This window comes from Parasphingorhabdus sp. (assembly GCF_048269865.1).
GTDB lineage: Bacteria > Pseudomonadota > Alphaproteobacteria > Sphingomonadales > Sphingomonadaceae > Parasphingorhabdus.
This window is the reverse complement of record NZ_JBLWUA010000005.1, coordinates 43,605-57,713: the sequence shown is the minus strand read 5'-3', so window position 1 is coordinate 57,713 and position 14,109 is coordinate 43,605. Positions and strand designations below refer to the sequence as shown.

Genomic DNA, 14,109 nt, shown 5'->3' with positions numbered 1-14,109 from the left:
AGACATATGACCACAGCGGCGCAAACGATACAGGGGCTGGCGAGTGCGAAGGATCTCTTTGCGCTGACCAAGCCGCGCGTGATGTCGCTGGTCATCTTTACCGCGCTGTGCGGTTTGCTGGCAGCACCAGGATCCATTCATCCAGTGATTGGCTTCACCGCGATTCTCGCGATCAGCCTGGGGGCAGGCGCTTCGGCGGCGCTCAATCAATGGTATGAATCGGATATCGATGCGGTCATGAAGCGGACCAGCCAAAGGCCGCTGCCGGCCGGGCGTATGGATCGCGAAACGGCGCTTCATTTCGGTATCGGTCTGTCGGCCTTTTCCGTGCTGTTGATGGGTTTGGCCGTGAACTGGTTCAGCGCCGCGTTCTTGGCATTTGCCATCTTCTTCTACGCCGTAATCTACACGATCTGGCTGAAGCGCAGCACGCCCCAGAATATCGTTATTGGTGGTGCCGCTGGCGCGTTCCCGCCGGCGATCGGCTGGGCCGCCGTTACCGGTGATGTCACCTTGATGCCGGTGTTGCTGTTTTCGATCATCTTCTTCTGGACCCCGCCGCATTTCTGGGCGTTGGCGCTGTTTGTGAACAGCGACTATTCGAAAGCCGGTGTGCCGATGATGCCGGTGGTCGCTGGACGCCAGTCCACCCGTCACCAGATTTTTGGATATAGCCTTGTGCTGGCGGCGGTCGCTATCGCTCCCTTTGTTCTTGGTCTGACCGGCGCGGTCTATGGGGCCGCAGCGATTGCGCTGAGCAGCGTATTCTGCGTCCTGTCCTGGCAGGTTGCCCTTAGCAAAACCGACGAGCCGAAAGATATGGCGGCGGAAAAACGCCTGTTCAAATTTTCGATTCTGTACCTGTTCGCGCTGTTTGCAGCGCTTGTTGCTGACCGGATGATATTGGCATGAGCGAGATCGATAGCAGCAAGGCACCGATGAGCCCGGAAGAGCAGAAAGCCTATCAGGCGCGGCAGAAGCAGCGGGCGGTCATCATGGCCGGGCTGCTGATGTTCATGGTTGTGCTCTTTTACCTTATCACGATCGTAAAAATCGGGTCCGGCAGCTGATGACGACTGTGCAGACCACTCTTTCGGGCAAGAACCGCCGCAGCGCCATGATGGCGGCTTTCATGGGCCTTGGCATGCTTGCTCTGGGCTTTGCGGCTGTGCCCTTATATGAGGTGTTCTGCCGTGTAACCGGTTATGCCGGGACGACGCAGCGGGTTGACGAAGCACAGGCGGCCACCGTCCAGACGACTAGCCGCGTCATGTCGATCCGGTTCGATTCCAATGTCAATTCAGCACTGCCCTGGTCGTTCAAGCCTGAGCAGCCGGTTGACCATGTCAGTGTCGGCGCGCGCGATATGGCGATTTTCCTCGCCACCAATAATAGCGATGAGCCGGTTGTCGGCACCGCCACATTCAATGTGACGCCGCTATTGGCTGGACAATATTTCAACAAGATCCAGTGTTTCTGTTTCAGCGAGCAATTGTTGAAGCCCGGCCAGACCGTGCGGATGCCGGTACTATATTACGTAGATCCAGCGATCATGGATGATCCGGAAACCAAAGACATTAAAGAAATCACGCTTAGCTATACCTTTTATCGCGCCAAGGACGATCAGGCAGTAGACGCCGGTAAGGGCGATAGCTAAGAGAAATTCGAGAGTAAGGTTAGGGAAAAATTATGGCCGGTGCCAAAAATCATGATTATCATATATTGCCGCCAAACATCTGGCCGCTGTTCGGTTCTTTTGCCGCTTTTGTGATGGCAATCGGCGGTGTCCGCTGGATGCACGATGATATTTACAATTTTGGCCCGCTGATCTTCGCCATCGGCCTGTCCGCGGTTGCGCTGACTTTTTATGCCTGGTGGGGCAATGTGATCAAGGAAGCCCATGAGGGCCACCACACACCGGTGGTGCAACTCCACATGCGCTACGGGATGATCCTGTTCATTGCGTCAGAAGTGATGTTCTTTGTGGGCTGGTTCTGGTCCTGGTTTGATTTCTCGCTGTTCCCGCAGCCGATCGAGATTGTTGATGGTGTCGTCACCAATTACATCGGACAGGATGGCGCTGCCGCGTTGCTGCAATGGCCGCCGAGAGGGATTCAAGTCCTCAACGCCTTTGAACTGCCGTTGCTTAACACGATGATCCTGCTGTGCTCCGGCACCACGATTACCTGGGCGCATCACTCGCTGATCCATGGCGATCGCAAGTCGATGATTACCGGTCTGTGGCTCACCATCATCCTGGGTGCCTTGTTCTCTTGCATTCAGGCTTATGAGTACAGCGTTGCGCCTTTCCCGTTCGCAGGCATCAACTATAGTTCTGCTTTCTACATGGCGACCGGTTTCCATGGTTTCCACGTTCTGGTTGGTACGATCTTCCTGATCGTCTGTCTGGCCCGCGCCTATAAGGGACATTTCACGCCCAAGCAGCATTTCGGCTTTGAAGCGGCGGCTTGGTACTGGCATTTCGTCGATGTCGTGTGGTTGTTCCTGTTCATCGTCGTCTATGTCTGGGGCGGCTGGGGTGCACCGGTTCACTAGAGCATCGCTTTGACCGAAAACAAAAATATCCAAGGGCAGCCGGATGTACTTCCCGCTGCCCTTTTTGGTCTCTGCCCCCGTTGCGGACAGAAGACGCTGTTTGCCAATCTGACTGCATTCGCCGGTAAATGCCGGTCCTGCGGTCTCGACTTTAGCCAGTATAATGTCGGCGATGGCCCCGCCGCATTTCTGACACTGATCGTTGGCGCGGTCGTCCTCGGGCTGGCCCTTGCCGTGGAGGCAAATTTTCATCCGCCGATCTGGGTGCATATATTATTGTGGGTGCCTATCACTGTCGCTGCGGTTGTCGGTTCGCTCAGACTATCCAAGGCGCTGTTGTTGATCCTCGAACATCGCAATCAGGCGCATGAAGGCCATATAGATAACGACGACGCGCCATGATCAGGCGTTTGCCGATATTCGTTACGATTCTGGTTCTGGCCGCCGTGGCAACCATGGTCGGCCTTGGCATCTGGCAGCTGCGGCGTGCGGAGTGGAAAAACGGCCTGCTGGCCAGCTACGCCGCTGCAGCGGATATGCCTCCGATTGCCTATCCAGCCGTGCCGACAACCGAAAACCCGCCTTATTTTCGAAAGTCAGAGGTCAATTGTCTGGCGGTCACCGGCTGGCGGTCGACCAGCGGCCGAAATGCGAACGGCAAATCCGGCTGGGCCCATATTGCGCAATGTCGCACCGCTGGTGCGGAAGGGCCGGGCGCGCAAGTGGTTGCCGGCTGGTCCGAACGTCCGGAGGACCCGGAATGGGATGGCGGTATCGTCGAGGGCATCATCGCGCCGGACAGCCAATATGTCATCCGTCTGGTCGCCAGCGAACCCGTGGCCGGTCTTGAGAAAAGCCAGCCGCCCGCGCTTGAGGACATTCCGAACAATCATCTGTCCTATGCGGTTCAGTGGTTCCTGTTTGCCGGCATTGCGCTGGTGATTTTCCTGATCGCTCTGCGGGGCCGCAACAAGGGCGTTGCCCAATCCGGCAACTTGTCCTAACGCGCTGGCCATTATGGATTATATCTCGACCAGAGGCGCAGCGCGCGGATTGAATTTTGAACAGGTGACCCTTGCCGGGCTGGCGGACGATGGCGGACTATATGTTCCGAAATCCTGGCCGTCATTTAGTGCCGAGGAAATCGCGGCCATGGCCGGGCTTTCCTATGTCGAAGTTGCCGTGCGGGTGATGCAGCCGTTTGTCGGTGACGCGCTTGACGAAGCGGAGTTGCGGGACCTTTGCGAGCAGGCTTATGGCCGTTTCTCGCATTCTGCGGTGACGCCGCTGGTGCAGCTCGACGGACGGCAATGGTTGCTGGAGCTGTTCCACGGACCGACCCTGGCATTCAAGGACGTTGCGCTGCAATTGCTCGGCCTGATGTTCGAGAAATTTCTTGCCCGTCAGGACAAGCATCTCACGGTTGTCGGTGCGACGTCCGGCGACACGGGATCGGCAGCGATCAATGCGCTGGCCGGCCGCGAGAAGGTCGACATCTTCATGCTGCATCCAGACGGCCGGATATCCGATGTCCAGCGTCGCCAGATGACCACGGTCTGGGCGCCGAATGTGCATAATATCGCAATCGATGGCAGTTTTGATGATGCTCAGGCGATGGTCAAAAAGATGTTCGCCGATCAGGAAGTGACCAATCGCTTTGCCATCTCGGCGGTCAACTCGATCAACTGGGCGCGGCTGATGGCGCAGATCGTCTATTATTTCTTCGCTGCCAGCCAGATGGGCGCCCCGCATCGCAAGATCGCCTTCTCCGTACCGACCGGCAATTTTGGCGATGTTTTTGCCGGCTATGTCGCCTCGCGGATGGGATTGCCGATCGAGCGCCTGATCGTTGCCACCAATGTCAACGACATCCTGCACCGGGCGCTGAGCGTTGGCGATTATTCGACCGGATCGGTGACGCCGACCGCTGCGCCATCGATGGACATTCAGGTGAGCAGCAATTTCGAGCGCTTGCTGTTCGATCTGGAAGGCCGTGATGGTGCCAAGACCGCTGAGCGGATGGCGGCGTTTGAACGGAGCCGGAATATGCAACTGGACCCCGCGATGCGCGAAACAGCGGCAGACATATTTGTAAGCCACCGGGTCGATCCGGATGAGATGGCATTGGCCATGCGCGGCGCCTATGAAAATTCAGGTCAGGTGATTGATCCGCATACCGCGATTGGCCTGTCGGCCGCGCAAAGTGCCGATATCGATCCCTCGGTGCCGGTGGTAACGCTGGCGACGGCCCATCCGGCAAAATTCCCGGATGCGGTCGAACGGGCAACCGGCATTCGCCCGGCATTGCCACGCCGCGTTGGCGACCTGTTTGACCGGGAGGAAAAATATACGAAGCTGCCCGGCGACTATGATTCGGTGAAAAAATTCATCATGTCCAACGCCACACCGTCTGATGGCTGAGATCCGGCCCGCCCCGATCGTGATGACCAGCGATCCGCGCAGCGACTATGCGCTGGTCGATTCCGGTCATGGCCGCAAACTGGAGCGCTATGGCACGTTCCACTTCATCCGTCCTGAGCCACAAGCCATGTGGGCACCGTCGAGCGCTGAGTGGCAGGCGGACGGCGAATTCATTCCCGCGTCCGACGAGGATGGCGGTGGTCGCTGGCATCTGCAGGATCATGTTCCGGAAGACGGATGGCAGATGGATTGGGAGGAGGTCAGCTTCACAGCGCAATGCACACCTTTTCGCCATCTCGCCTATTTCCCCGATATGGACCCGGTTTGGCGCTGGCTACGGACGGGTCTCCAGGATCTGGCATCATCGCAGATGATGAACCTTTTCGGTTACACCGGGGTTGGCACGCTGGCGCTTTCGGCAGCCGGAGCCAATCTGGTGCACGTCGATGCGTCGAAAAAGTCGGTCAGCGCCGCGCGGGACAATGCTGCCTTGTCCGGCATGAGCGATCGGCCGATCCGCTGGATCATCGACGACGCCGCCAAGTTCGCTGCCCGCGAAGTCCGGCGCGAGCGACGCTATGATGCGATTCTTCTCGATCCGCCGAAATATGGACGCGGTCCGGACGGCGAGGTCTGGCGGCTTGAAGAGGACCTGGCCGGACTGGTCGAGAATTGCGGAAAGCTGCTCGACGCGGATAGCCGCTGTCTGTTTCTGACCGTCTATGCGGTGCGCATGTCGGCGCTGGCGCTCGGCGCGCTGCTGAATGAGAAACTGGCCCATCTGGGCGGTACCATCGAAGTGGGTGAACTGGCCGTTCGCGAAGAGGCAAGAGGCTTGCTGTTGCCGACGGCGATTTTCGCGAGATGGTCCGCCTGACTTGCCATTTAGCCGGAACAAGGTCAGGGAATATCCATGACAGACACATTACTACTGGAAGTCAACGATCTCGACGTTGACGTGCTCACCGGGATCTATTCCGAAGAAACCCATTTGCCGCAGCCATTGCGCATCTCAATCGCAGCCGAATTGAAGGTCCAGGAACGCTATGAAGCGGATACGCCGCTGGAACAGTCCAAAAATTATATGGACCTGAAACATGCTGCCACGGCCGCTTTGCCCGAAGGCGTTCATTTCAAGCTGATTGAAGCGGTTGCGGACCATATTATCGAGACACTGTTCCTGCAGGACAAGAATATCCTGAGGGTCACGGTCAAGATCGTCAAACTGCTGATTTCCGAAAAAGGCGAGCAGATCGGCATCACGCTCAGCCGGGGCAGAAAATGACCGCGCCGCTCGCGCTCGTCACCGGCGGCGTGAAGCGGGTCGGGGCGGTGATCGCGGCTCGATTGGCCGAATCCGGTTTTGCGCTTGCTCTGCATGGGCATAGCGATGCCGTCCCGGAAGAGGCCCTGGCTGAAAAACTGCGGGCGACAGACTGCCAATGGTCTGGATTTCAGCAGGATTTTACGGTTGAGGGCGTGGCAGAGAAGCTGTTCGATCAGGTGATTGCCCATTTCGGCCGAGCGCCTGACCTGCTGGTAAACAGCGCATCAATTTTCGGTCAGGATGACGCTGAATCGATAGACGAAGCGGCTTTGCAAGAGCATTTCAGGGTCAACAGCCAGGTTCCGATTTTGTTGACGACCGCGCTGCACCAGCGTCGACCGGCCGGCAGCGAACGGGCGTGCGTCGTCCACATATTGGACCAGCGTATCCGCAATCCGAACCGCGACCAGCTGAGCTATACGCTGTCCAAACAGGCTTTGGCTGGATCGGTGCGATCATTGGCGGTGGCTTGTGCCGACAAACTTCGGGTCAACGGAGTCGCGCCCGGTCTGACCCTGACCGCAGGTGAATATGGCGACGAGCAGCTTGCCAGGATCAAGACGATGATGCCGCTCGACCGGTTGCCCCAGCCGAGCGACATCGCCGAGGCAGTGCTCTATCTGGCGCGCGCAGCATCCGTTTCAGGACAGACGCTGTATGTCGATGGCGGTGCCAATCTGAAGAGCTTTGACCGGGATTTTGTGCATCTCGGGCAGGACCCGGCAGGTGATACGCCATAAAGGACAGGTTTGAAGTCGCGCCTTAATAACCCATATTGATAGCATCCGAGGACCAGTCGCCAGACCGGCTGGAATGGATGAATTTGAAATTTGAAAGGCTTATCATGCGTATTTTCCCCAAGATTTTCTTCACTACAGCCGCTGTCGTTGCGCTGGCGGCTTGCTCGTCAGAAGCGCCTCCAGCAGCCGCTGATGAAAGTTCGACGGATGCGATGATGGACTCGGCCGAGACCACCGAGCCTGGCACTGTTGTCGACGTTGCCGTTGGCAATCCGGACTTTTCGACCCTGGTAACCGCTATTACAGCGGCCGATCTGGGTGAAACACTGGCCGGAGAAGGGCCATTCACCGTTTTCGCTCCGACCAACGAAGCCTTTGACAAGGTCGACCCGGATACGTTGAGTGCGTTGCTGACCCCGGAGAAGAAAGACGATCTCGCTGCATTGCTTACCTATCACGTGGTGGCCGGCAAGTTGATGGCAGAAGATGTCGTCAAGGCGATCACAGATGGCGGCGGTACCGCGACCCTGACCACCGTGCAGGGTGCGCCGCTCAAAGCAACGCTTGATGGTGACAAGGTCATTCTGGAAGATGTCGCAGGCGGCAAATCAACCGTCATCCTGACAGATGTCGATGCATCGAATGGCGTGATCCATGCGATTGATACGGTTGTCATGCCTGGCTAGTTTTCATCCCCCGAACTAGGATGGATTGGAAAGGGCTTCGCCGAAAGGCGGGGCCCTTTTTTATAGACATTATTGTGGGTTTGCTTTCCCGCGCAGGCGCGCGTAACCCGCGCTTGCGAATTTCACCATCGTCCGACCGTAAGGTGCGGCGGACGAATTAATCACAAGAAAGGAAATTCATGTTTAACGCCCCCAAAATCATTCTTGCATCCACTCTGTTGGCGATGCTGCCGGCCTGCTCGCAAGAGCTGAGCAAAGAGGAACAGGAAATCCTCGACACGCGTATCGCGGAAGAAACGCAGCCCACCAATATGATCGCAGTATTGCAGGACGATCCCGACCTCAGCACCGCCAGCATATTGATCGGCCTGTCCGGCGTTGGTGTCGAAATGCAGGAAAATGGGCCTTATACAGCTTTTGTCGCCACCAACGAAGCGTTCAACAAGATGGACACGCAGGAGCTGAGCGAGCTTTTGTCCGCTGACAATAAGGAAGAATTGAAGAGCATCGCCGAACATGGCCTCATCAAGGGAACCATGACGTCCGCTGATATTGCAAAGGCGATCACCGATGGCGGCGGCACCGCTAGCATCGCTACCGTGGGCGGCGGCACGCTTAAGGCCACGATGGAAGGTGATACGATCGTTCTTGAAGATGGCGCCGGCAACAAGGCGACGGTGACGAAGACGGATGTGAAGTCGAGCAACGGCACCATGCATATCGTCGACAATGTCCTGATGCCGAAATAGGCACAACAATTGACGACAAAGAGGGCCTCGCAGAAATGCGGGGCCTTTTCTGTTGGGGCAGCGATTGCCACGGACTTTGACCGGGCTTCATGCCTGCCGCTAGCCCGTGTCTTGTCGAAGGGTGGCCCAACAGCAGAAGCGTGGTTCGACAGGCTCACCGCTAACGGCTAATAGCAAATGGCAGATGTGAATTCAGGAGTGAAATATGCCTCAATATTGGCTGATGAAATCGGAGCCGGATGAATATGGCTGGGATGATCTGATCGCCGAGGGCGAGGGGGTCTGGGACGGCGTCAAGAACGCGCAGGCTTCGAACAATATGAAAGCGATGAAGAAGGGCGATCAGGTTTTCTTCTATCATTCGCGTCAGGGGCTGGAAGTGGTCGGGATCATGGAAGTCTCGGAAGAGCATAGCCCGGATGTGACCACCGATCCCGAGCGCTGGGTGGTGGTCAAGGTGAAGCCGGTGCGCAAGCTCGACAAGCCGGTGTCGCTGAAAGCGATGAAGCAGAATTCGAAGCTTGAGGATCTGGCCATTATCAAGCAGTCCCGGCTGTCGGTGGCACCGGTCACGCAGAGCGAGTGGGAAGAAATTCTGGCGATGGCAGGCGGATGACGGCGTTGGATCCGGCGCTGGACTGGCAGCAGATAATGGCTGCGGTAGAGCGCGCTGTGATGCCGCATATCGGGGCGGGCAAAGTCGCTGACTATATTCCGGCGCTGGCCTGTGTTGATCCGAGAAAATTCGGTATGGCGGTCGCACTTAGGGACGGGACGATGCGCTGTCTGGGCGATGCCGATGAGGGCTTTTCGGTGCAGAGCATTTCAAAAGTCTTCACGCTGGCGCTGACGCTGCAAAGGGTTGGCGAAGCGCTATGGGATTCGGTGGGACGGGAACCATCCGGTTCCTCGTTCAACTCCATCGTCCAGCTGGAGGCGGAAAACGGGATTCCGCGCAACCCGCTGATCAATGCCGGCGCAATCGCAACCACCGACCGGCTGGTCGATTCCTATGGCGGCGGGCAGGCGGGGGCTTGGGAAGCCATGGATGACTTGCTGGACACCGCAAGGCGACTGGCCGGGGATCAGAATATCGATATCGACTGCGATGTCGCGGAATCGGAATCGCAGTCAGGATCGCGCAACCGGGCGCTGGCGCATTTCATGGCCAGCTTCGGCAACATGAAAAACCCGGTCGAGGACAGTCTGTCCGCCTATTTTCGTCACTGTTCAATTGCCATCTCCTGTCGCCAGCTCGCCCGCGCGGCGCTGTTTCTGGCTTTTGACGGCTGTGATCCGGTGACCGGAGAAGAGGTGCTGTCCAAAGAGCGGTGCCAGCGGATCCTCGCGATCATGATGATGAGCGGCCATTATGACAATAGCGGCGAATTCGCCTATCGCATCGGGTTGCCGGGCAAAAGCGGCGTCGGCGGCGGGATTCTGGTGGTCGCGCCGGAGTACGGCACGGTGGCGGTCTGGTCGCCGGGACTCAATCAGGCGGGCACCTCGATGGTGGGCAGCATCGCGCTGGAAGAGCTGGTCAGGCAGACGGGCTGGTCGGTTTTTGGATGACCATGGGCATTTGAAGCAGCAGGCGGCTTATGATCCTTTATCGAATTATCTTTTGATCTTTCGGTTGAGTTTATTTTTCCAAGCTTTCAATGCGCACGCATGATCATGGTTTCGCTGTTGTTGCTTTCTCTGGGTCTGGCAATGGATGCCTTTGCCGCTGCTGTGGCGCAGGGGGCTTCCAGCCGTCCGAGCCGCGCCACGGCCCTGCGCATGAGCTCTGCCTTTGGATTGGCCCAGGCGGCCATGCCGTTGCTGGGCTGGGGGCTGGGGATTGCCTTTGCCGGGATCATGGCGACGGTTGCCCACTGGATCGCTCTCGTGCTGCTCGGCGGGCTGGGGCTGCGGATGATCAAGGAAGGTTTGGATCGCCACCCCGATGAAGCGATGAAAGAACTGTCCCTGTGGCCGCTACTGATCGCAGCCATCGCGACCAGCATCGACGCGGCGGTCGCCGGTATCACGCTGCCGATGATTGGTGCCCCGATCCTGCTTGCGTGCGCCGTGATTGGTTTGACAACCTCGCTGCTGACCTATCCCGGCGTTTATCTGGGCGCATTGCTGGGAGCCAGAATCGGCAAGTGGGCAGAGGTTCTGGGCGGGCTGATCCTGATTGGTTTGGGGATCAAGATATTCGTTTCACAGCAGTTTTTCGGCGCGTGATTGCGGCTATTTCGCCCGTAGCCCGCTAACCGTTGCTCCTGCCGCTGTCAGAAACTCGACATCGGTTTTCAGGTGCAACAGCCGCAATCCCTTGCGCTGCATCGCGTCTGACAGTGCTGGGGCGAATTCATCCGTGCTTTCGACCGTTGCGCTCCAGCCGCCATAGGCTTCGGCCAGCTTGGCGAAGTCAGGGTTTTGCAGCGATGTCGCTGACAAGCGCTCCGGATATTCGCGTTCCTGATGCAGGCGGATGGTGCCGAAACTGCCGTTGTCGATCACCAGAACCAGCAGGTCCGCTTCATATTGGATCGCGGTGGCGAGTTCCTGGCCGTTCATCATGAAGTCGCCGTCGCCTGCGATCACGACCGAGACGCGGTCACGGAAGCGCAGGGCGGCTGCTACCGAGGCGGGGACGCCATAGCCCATGGCGCCGGAGGTCGGGGCCAGCTGGCTGGGGAAATTGCCATATTTCCAGTAGCGGTGCCACCAGCCCGAGAAATTGCCCGCGCCATTGCAGATGATCGCGTCGGCGGGAAGCTGGTCCTGCATCGCGGCGACGCACAGGCCGAGGTCGAGCCTGGCTTCGGTGGGCTGCGGACTGGACCATTCGAGATAGTCCTGGTGCGCTGCCTTGCCCGCGTCAAAGGTCAGGAGATCATCGTCCCATAGCGCCACCTGCTCGGCAAATTCGTCCATCTCGGCGCAGATGGGCAGATCGATGCGATAGACATGGTTGAGCTCATCGGGATCGGGATGAACATGGATGAGGATCTGGTCGGGATGATCGGGCGTGATCAAAGTGTAGCCGTCGGTGGTCGCCTCACCGAGACGGGCGCCGACCGCCAGCACCAGATCGGCATCCTTGATACGCTGGGACAGCTTCGGGTTGGGGCCGTAGCCGAGATTGCCGGCATAGACCGGGCTTTCATTGGGGAAATTGTCCTGCCGCCGGAAAGCGACCGCGACCGGCAGGCCAATGCGCTCGGCATATTCGGCAAAATAATGTTTGGCTTTTGCGCTCCAGCCCGCACCGCCGATGATAGCAATCGGGTCGGTGGCATCGCGGAGCATGTCGGTGAGTGTGGTCATCGCATCGGGGCAGAGCGGCTGGGCCGGCGCGACCACCTTGGGCCGGTCTAGCGCCTCGACCTCGTCGCGCAGCATGTCTTCGGGCAGGGCCAGGACAACCGGGCCGGGGCGTCCGGAGCAGGCGGTGTCGAAGGCGCGGGCGATATATTCGGGAATGCGGGCTGCATTGTCGATCCGGGCCGCCCATTTCGCGAGCGGCGTGAACATCGCGGTGAAATCCACTTCCTGAAAGCCCTCGCGGTCGCGGTCATCGCGGGACACATCGCCGATAAACAGGATAATCGGTGTGCTGTCCTGCATCGCAGTGTGGACGCCGATGCTGGCGTTGGTCGCGCCGGGGCCGCGGGTGACAAAGGCAATGCCGGGCGCGCCGGTCATCTTGCCGTCGGCCTCTGCCATGAAGGCGGCGCTGCCATCCTGTCGGGTCGAGACGGTCTGGATCGTGCCGCAGTCGTGCAACGCGTTCAGGACCGAGAGAAAACTTTCGCCGGGGACGGTGAAGATACGGTCGGTGCCCTGGATGACTAACTGGTCGACGAGAATTTGTGCCCCGGTGCGTTTTTTCATTGCTTCGTCCTTCACTTCCTTCTCCCGTGAGGGAGAAGGATACAGAGCCTTGCCAGTTCGCTGGCTAGGCGGAGTTGGATGAGGGCGTTCTGCCCTCGAGATATTGTACACCCTCACCCAGCTATGGCTGGGCAACAAGTTGCCAAGTCGTCGCAACCAGTTCAAATCGATTTCGGGCCGAAATAATACCCCAAATCATTTCTAGATCATGCCGGGGGCATGATCTACCCGAAGCCGATTTGAACTCCCAGAAGGGAGAGGGGATTATTTAGGCCTGATGGATTGCCTTGGTGACCATATAGGCTTTCAGGCCGTCTGGCCCGTCCTCTGATCCGTGGCCGCTTTCCTTGACGCCGCCGAAGGGCGCGTCGCCGGGGCTGACGGTGAGATTGTTGATCGCGACCATGCCGGCCTCGATCTTGTCGCCGACCATATTGGCGGTGTGCAGGTTCGAGGTGAAAGCATAAGCGGCGAGGCCGAGCGGCAGGCGGTTGGCCTGTTCAATCGCCTCGTCTAGCGTGTCGAACGGGCGCATCACCGCGACTGGGCCGAATGGCTCGTCGTTCATGATATTGGCGTCGAGCGGGACATGCGACAAGACCGTCGGATCAAAGAAAAAGCCGTCCTTGGCCTGTCGGCTGCCGCCCAGCTTGACTTCTGCCCCCTTGGATTTTGCGTCTGCAATCATGTCGCCAACCGAACTGGGCCGACGTGGATTTGCAAGGGGGCCCATTTCCGTGCCGTCGGCAAAGCCGTCGCCGACGCTGATCTTCTGCGCGCGTTCGGTGAAGGCCTTTTCGAATCGCTCATAGATGCCCGACTGGACATAGAAGCGGGTCGGCGAGACGCAGACCTGACCGGCGTTGCGGAATTTGCCGGTCACCACCAGATCGAGCGTCTTTTCCATATCGCAGTCATCAAACACCAGCACCGGCGCATGGCCGCCCAGTTCCATAGTCGTGCGCTTCATGCCTTCGGCGGCGAGCTTCATAAGATGCTTGCCGACCGGAACCGAGCCGGTGAAGCTAACCTTGCGGATCACCGGCGAGGCGATCAGATGGCTGGACACTTCCGCCGGATCGCCAAAGACAATTTGTGCGACGCCCGAAGGCAGCCCGGCATCCAGCAGGCAGCGGATCATCTCGATCGCGCTGGCCGGGGTTTCTTCGGCTGGCTTGAGAATGATCGAACAGCCAGCGGCGATCGCTGGCGCGAGTTTGCGAATCGGAGTGAATACCGGAAAGTTCCAGGGGCTGAACGCTGCCACCGGACCGACCGGTTGATATTTGACGAAGCTGTTCTGGCCTGCCGGTCGGACCAGTACGCGGCCATAGCAGCGCTTCGCTTCCTCGGCCATGATGTCGAAATGGGCGGCGGATGCGGTCACCTCGCCGGTTGCCTGGGCGAGCGGCTTGCCTTGTTCGGCGGTCACCAGCTGACCGATATCGGAAGCCCGTTCGCGCATCAGATCGGCTGCCTTGTGAAGAATGGCAGCGCGCTCGGCTACCGGCGTGTCGCGCCAGAGCGGAAAGGCTTTGTTCGCGGCATCCAGCGCACGATCCAGGTCCGCCTTGCTGGCTTTCGGTAAATCGGAAATCACCTCACCAGTTGCGGGATTCACAACATGATGAACATCGCGGTCGCCAATATCGATCCATTCACCATCAATATGGAATTGCAATTTGTCGGGATAAATATTGGACATAGTCGCTCCTGTAACCTTTTGTCTTCGCACTAGACTT

At 58.5% G+C, this 14,109-nt stretch carries 17 protein-coding genes; 15 read left to right on the top strand and 2 right to left on the bottom strand.

Annotation, left to right across the window (positions count from 1 at the left end; all coding sequences use genetic code 11):
• Window positions 1-6 precede the first annotated feature (6 nt).
• The 15 genes from ACN0WW_RS08050 to ACN0WW_RS07980 all read left to right on the top strand — a co-directional run bounded on the left by ACN0WW_RS08050 (window position 7) and on the right by ACN0WW_RS07980 (window position 10,711).
• Complete coding sequence (locus ACN0WW_RS08050) at window positions 7-912, top strand: heme o synthase (protein ID WP_417611231.1); 906 nt, start codon at window positions 7-9, stop codon at window positions 910-912.
• Window positions 909-1,070, top strand: a complete 162-nt coding sequence (locus ACN0WW_RS08045) for a hypothetical protein (RefSeq protein ID WP_417611229.1) — start codon at window positions 909-911, stop codon at window positions 1,068-1,070. The genes ACN0WW_RS08050 and ACN0WW_RS08045 overlap by 4 nt, the downstream gene beginning before the upstream one ends.
• Window positions 1,070-1,657 carry a cytochrome c oxidase assembly protein gene (locus ACN0WW_RS08040; protein ID WP_417611227.1) on the top strand — a complete coding sequence of 196 codons (588 nt, stop codon included), beginning with the start codon at window positions 1,070-1,072 and terminating at the stop codon, window positions 1,655-1,657. The genes ACN0WW_RS08045 and ACN0WW_RS08040 overlap by 1 nt, the downstream gene beginning before the upstream one ends.
• Before the next feature lie 32 nt (window positions 1,658-1,689).
• Window positions 1,690-2,556 carry a cytochrome c oxidase subunit 3 gene (locus ACN0WW_RS08035; protein ID WP_417611225.1) on the top strand — a complete coding sequence of 289 codons (867 nt, stop codon included), beginning with the start codon at window positions 1,690-1,692 and terminating at the stop codon, window positions 2,554-2,556.
• Between the two features lie 3 nt (window positions 2,557-2,559).
• Complete coding sequence (locus ACN0WW_RS08030) at window positions 2,560-2,958, top strand: DUF983 domain-containing protein (RefSeq protein ID WP_417611662.1); 399 nt, start codon at window positions 2,560-2,562, stop codon at window positions 2,956-2,958.
• Window positions 2,955-3,560, top strand: coding sequence for an SURF1 family protein (locus tag ACN0WW_RS08025; protein ID WP_417611223.1), 606 nt, complete (start codon window positions 2,955-2,957; stop codon window positions 3,558-3,560). The genes ACN0WW_RS08030 and ACN0WW_RS08025 overlap by 4 nt, the downstream gene beginning before the upstream one ends.
• A gap of 13 nt (window positions 3,561-3,573) precedes the next feature.
• Window positions 3,574-4,977 (top strand): threonine synthase, encoded by a 1,404-nt coding sequence (gene thrC / locus ACN0WW_RS08020; RefSeq protein WP_417611221.1) that lies wholly within the window; start codon window positions 3,574-3,576, stop codon window positions 4,975-4,977.
• Window positions 4,970-5,854, top strand: coding sequence for a class I SAM-dependent methyltransferase (locus ACN0WW_RS08015; protein ID WP_417611219.1), 885 nt, complete (start codon window positions 4,970-4,972; stop codon window positions 5,852-5,854). Before thrC ends, ACN0WW_RS08015 begins: the two co-directional genes overlap by 8 nt.
• 36 nt (window positions 5,855-5,890) lie before the next feature.
• Window positions 5,891-6,262 carry a dihydroneopterin aldolase gene (locus tag ACN0WW_RS08010; RefSeq protein WP_417611217.1) on the top strand — a complete coding sequence of 124 codons (372 nt, stop codon included), beginning with the start codon at window positions 5,891-5,893 and terminating at the stop codon, window positions 6,260-6,262.
• Window positions 6,259-7,044 carry an SDR family oxidoreductase gene (locus tag ACN0WW_RS08005; RefSeq protein ID WP_417611215.1) on the top strand — a complete coding sequence of 262 codons (786 nt, stop codon included), beginning with the start codon at window positions 6,259-6,261 and terminating at the stop codon, window positions 7,042-7,044. Before ACN0WW_RS08010 ends, ACN0WW_RS08005 begins: the two co-directional genes overlap by 4 nt.
• 104 nt (window positions 7,045-7,148) lie before the next feature.
• The gene (locus ACN0WW_RS08000) at window positions 7,149-7,730 is read left to right on the top strand and encodes a fasciclin domain-containing protein (protein ID WP_417611213.1); all 582 of its coding nucleotides are present in this window, start codon (window positions 7,149-7,151) and stop codon (window positions 7,728-7,730) included.
• Between the two features lie 179 nt (window positions 7,731-7,909).
• The gene (locus ACN0WW_RS07995) at window positions 7,910-8,479 is read left to right on the top strand and encodes a fasciclin domain-containing protein (RefSeq protein WP_417611211.1); all 570 of its coding nucleotides are present in this window, start codon (window positions 7,910-7,912) and stop codon (window positions 8,477-8,479) included.
• 205 nt (window positions 8,480-8,684) lie between these two features.
• On the top strand, window positions 8,685-9,095 hold the full coding sequence (locus tag ACN0WW_RS07990; protein ID WP_417611209.1) for an EVE domain-containing protein: 411 nt from the start codon (window positions 8,685-8,687) through the stop codon (window positions 9,093-9,095).
• Entirely contained in the window at window positions 9,092-10,051 is a 960-nt protein-coding gene (locus tag ACN0WW_RS07985; RefSeq protein ID WP_417611207.1) for a glutaminase, read from the top strand. Before ACN0WW_RS07990 ends, ACN0WW_RS07985 begins: the two co-directional genes overlap by 4 nt.
• Window positions 10,052-10,150: 99 nt before the next feature.
• The gene (locus tag ACN0WW_RS07980; RefSeq protein ID WP_417611205.1) at window positions 10,151-10,711 is read left to right on the top strand and encodes a manganese efflux pump MntP family protein; all 561 of its coding nucleotides are present in this window, start codon (window positions 10,151-10,153) and stop codon (window positions 10,709-10,711) included.
• 6 nt (window positions 10,712-10,717) lie between these two features.
• On the opposite strand, the gene ACN0WW_RS07975 is transcribed toward ACN0WW_RS07980, so the two are convergent.
• Window positions 10,718-12,367: a thiamine pyrophosphate-binding protein gene (locus tag ACN0WW_RS07975; RefSeq protein ID WP_417611203.1), complete on the bottom strand. Its 1,650-nt coding sequence runs from the start codon at window positions 12,365-12,367 to the stop codon at window positions 10,718-10,720.
• A gap of 268 nt (window positions 12,368-12,635) precedes the next feature.
• Window positions 12,636-14,072 (bottom strand): NAD-dependent succinate-semialdehyde dehydrogenase, encoded by a 1,437-nt coding sequence (locus tag ACN0WW_RS07970; RefSeq protein WP_417611201.1) that lies wholly within the window; start codon window positions 14,070-14,072, stop codon window positions 12,636-12,638.
• Between the last annotated feature and the right edge of the window lie 37 nt (window positions 14,073-14,109).

Excerpts from the sequence above, each read along its gene's own strand:
- ACN0WW_RS08050 (WP_417611231.1), top strand. The coding sequence starts at position 7 with ATGACCACAGCGGCGCAAACGATACAGGGGCTGGCGAGTGCGAAGGAT.
- ACN0WW_RS08045 (WP_417611229.1), top strand. The coding sequence starts at position 909 with ATGAGCGAGATCGATAGCAGCAAGGCACCGATGAGCCCGGAAGAGCAG.
- ACN0WW_RS08040 (WP_417611227.1), top strand. The coding sequence starts at position 1,070 with ATGACGACTGTGCAGACCACTCTTTCGGGCAAGAACCGCCGCAGCGCC.
- ACN0WW_RS08035 (WP_417611225.1), top strand. The coding sequence starts at position 1,690 with ATGGCCGGTGCCAAAAATCATGATTATCATATATTGCCGCCAAACATC.
- ACN0WW_RS08025 (WP_417611223.1), top strand. The coding sequence starts at position 2,955 with ATGATCAGGCGTTTGCCGATATTCGTTACGATTCTGGTTCTGGCCGCC.
- thrC (WP_417611221.1), top strand. The coding sequence starts at position 3,574 with ATGGATTATATCTCGACCAGAGGCGCAGCGCGCGGATTGAATTTTGAA.
- ACN0WW_RS08015 (WP_417611219.1), top strand. The coding sequence starts at position 4,970 with ATGGCTGAGATCCGGCCCGCCCCGATCGTGATGACCAGCGATCCGCGC.
- ACN0WW_RS08010 (WP_417611217.1), top strand. The coding sequence starts at position 5,891 with ATGACAGACACATTACTACTGGAAGTCAACGATCTCGACGTTGACGTG.
- ACN0WW_RS08005 (WP_417611215.1), top strand. The coding sequence starts at position 6,259 with ATGACCGCGCCGCTCGCGCTCGTCACCGGCGGCGTGAAGCGGGTCGGG.
- ACN0WW_RS08000 (WP_417611213.1), top strand. The coding sequence starts at position 7,149 with ATGCGTATTTTCCCCAAGATTTTCTTCACTACAGCCGCTGTCGTTGCG.
- ACN0WW_RS07995 (WP_417611211.1), top strand. The coding sequence starts at position 7,910 with ATGTTTAACGCCCCCAAAATCATTCTTGCATCCACTCTGTTGGCGATG.
- ACN0WW_RS07990 (WP_417611209.1), top strand. The coding sequence starts at position 8,685 with ATGCCTCAATATTGGCTGATGAAATCGGAGCCGGATGAATATGGCTGG.
- ACN0WW_RS07985 (WP_417611207.1), top strand. The coding sequence starts at position 9,092 with ATGACGGCGTTGGATCCGGCGCTGGACTGGCAGCAGATAATGGCTGCG.
- ACN0WW_RS07980 (WP_417611205.1), top strand. The coding sequence starts at position 10,151 with ATGATCATGGTTTCGCTGTTGTTGCTTTCTCTGGGTCTGGCAATGGAT.
- ACN0WW_RS07975 (WP_417611203.1), bottom strand. The coding sequence starts at position 12,367 with ATGAAAAAACGCACCGGGGCACAAATTCTCGTCGACCAGTTAGTCATC.
- ACN0WW_RS07970 (WP_417611201.1), bottom strand. The coding sequence starts at position 14,072 with ATGTCCAATATTTATCCCGACAAATTGCAATTCCATATTGATGGTGAA.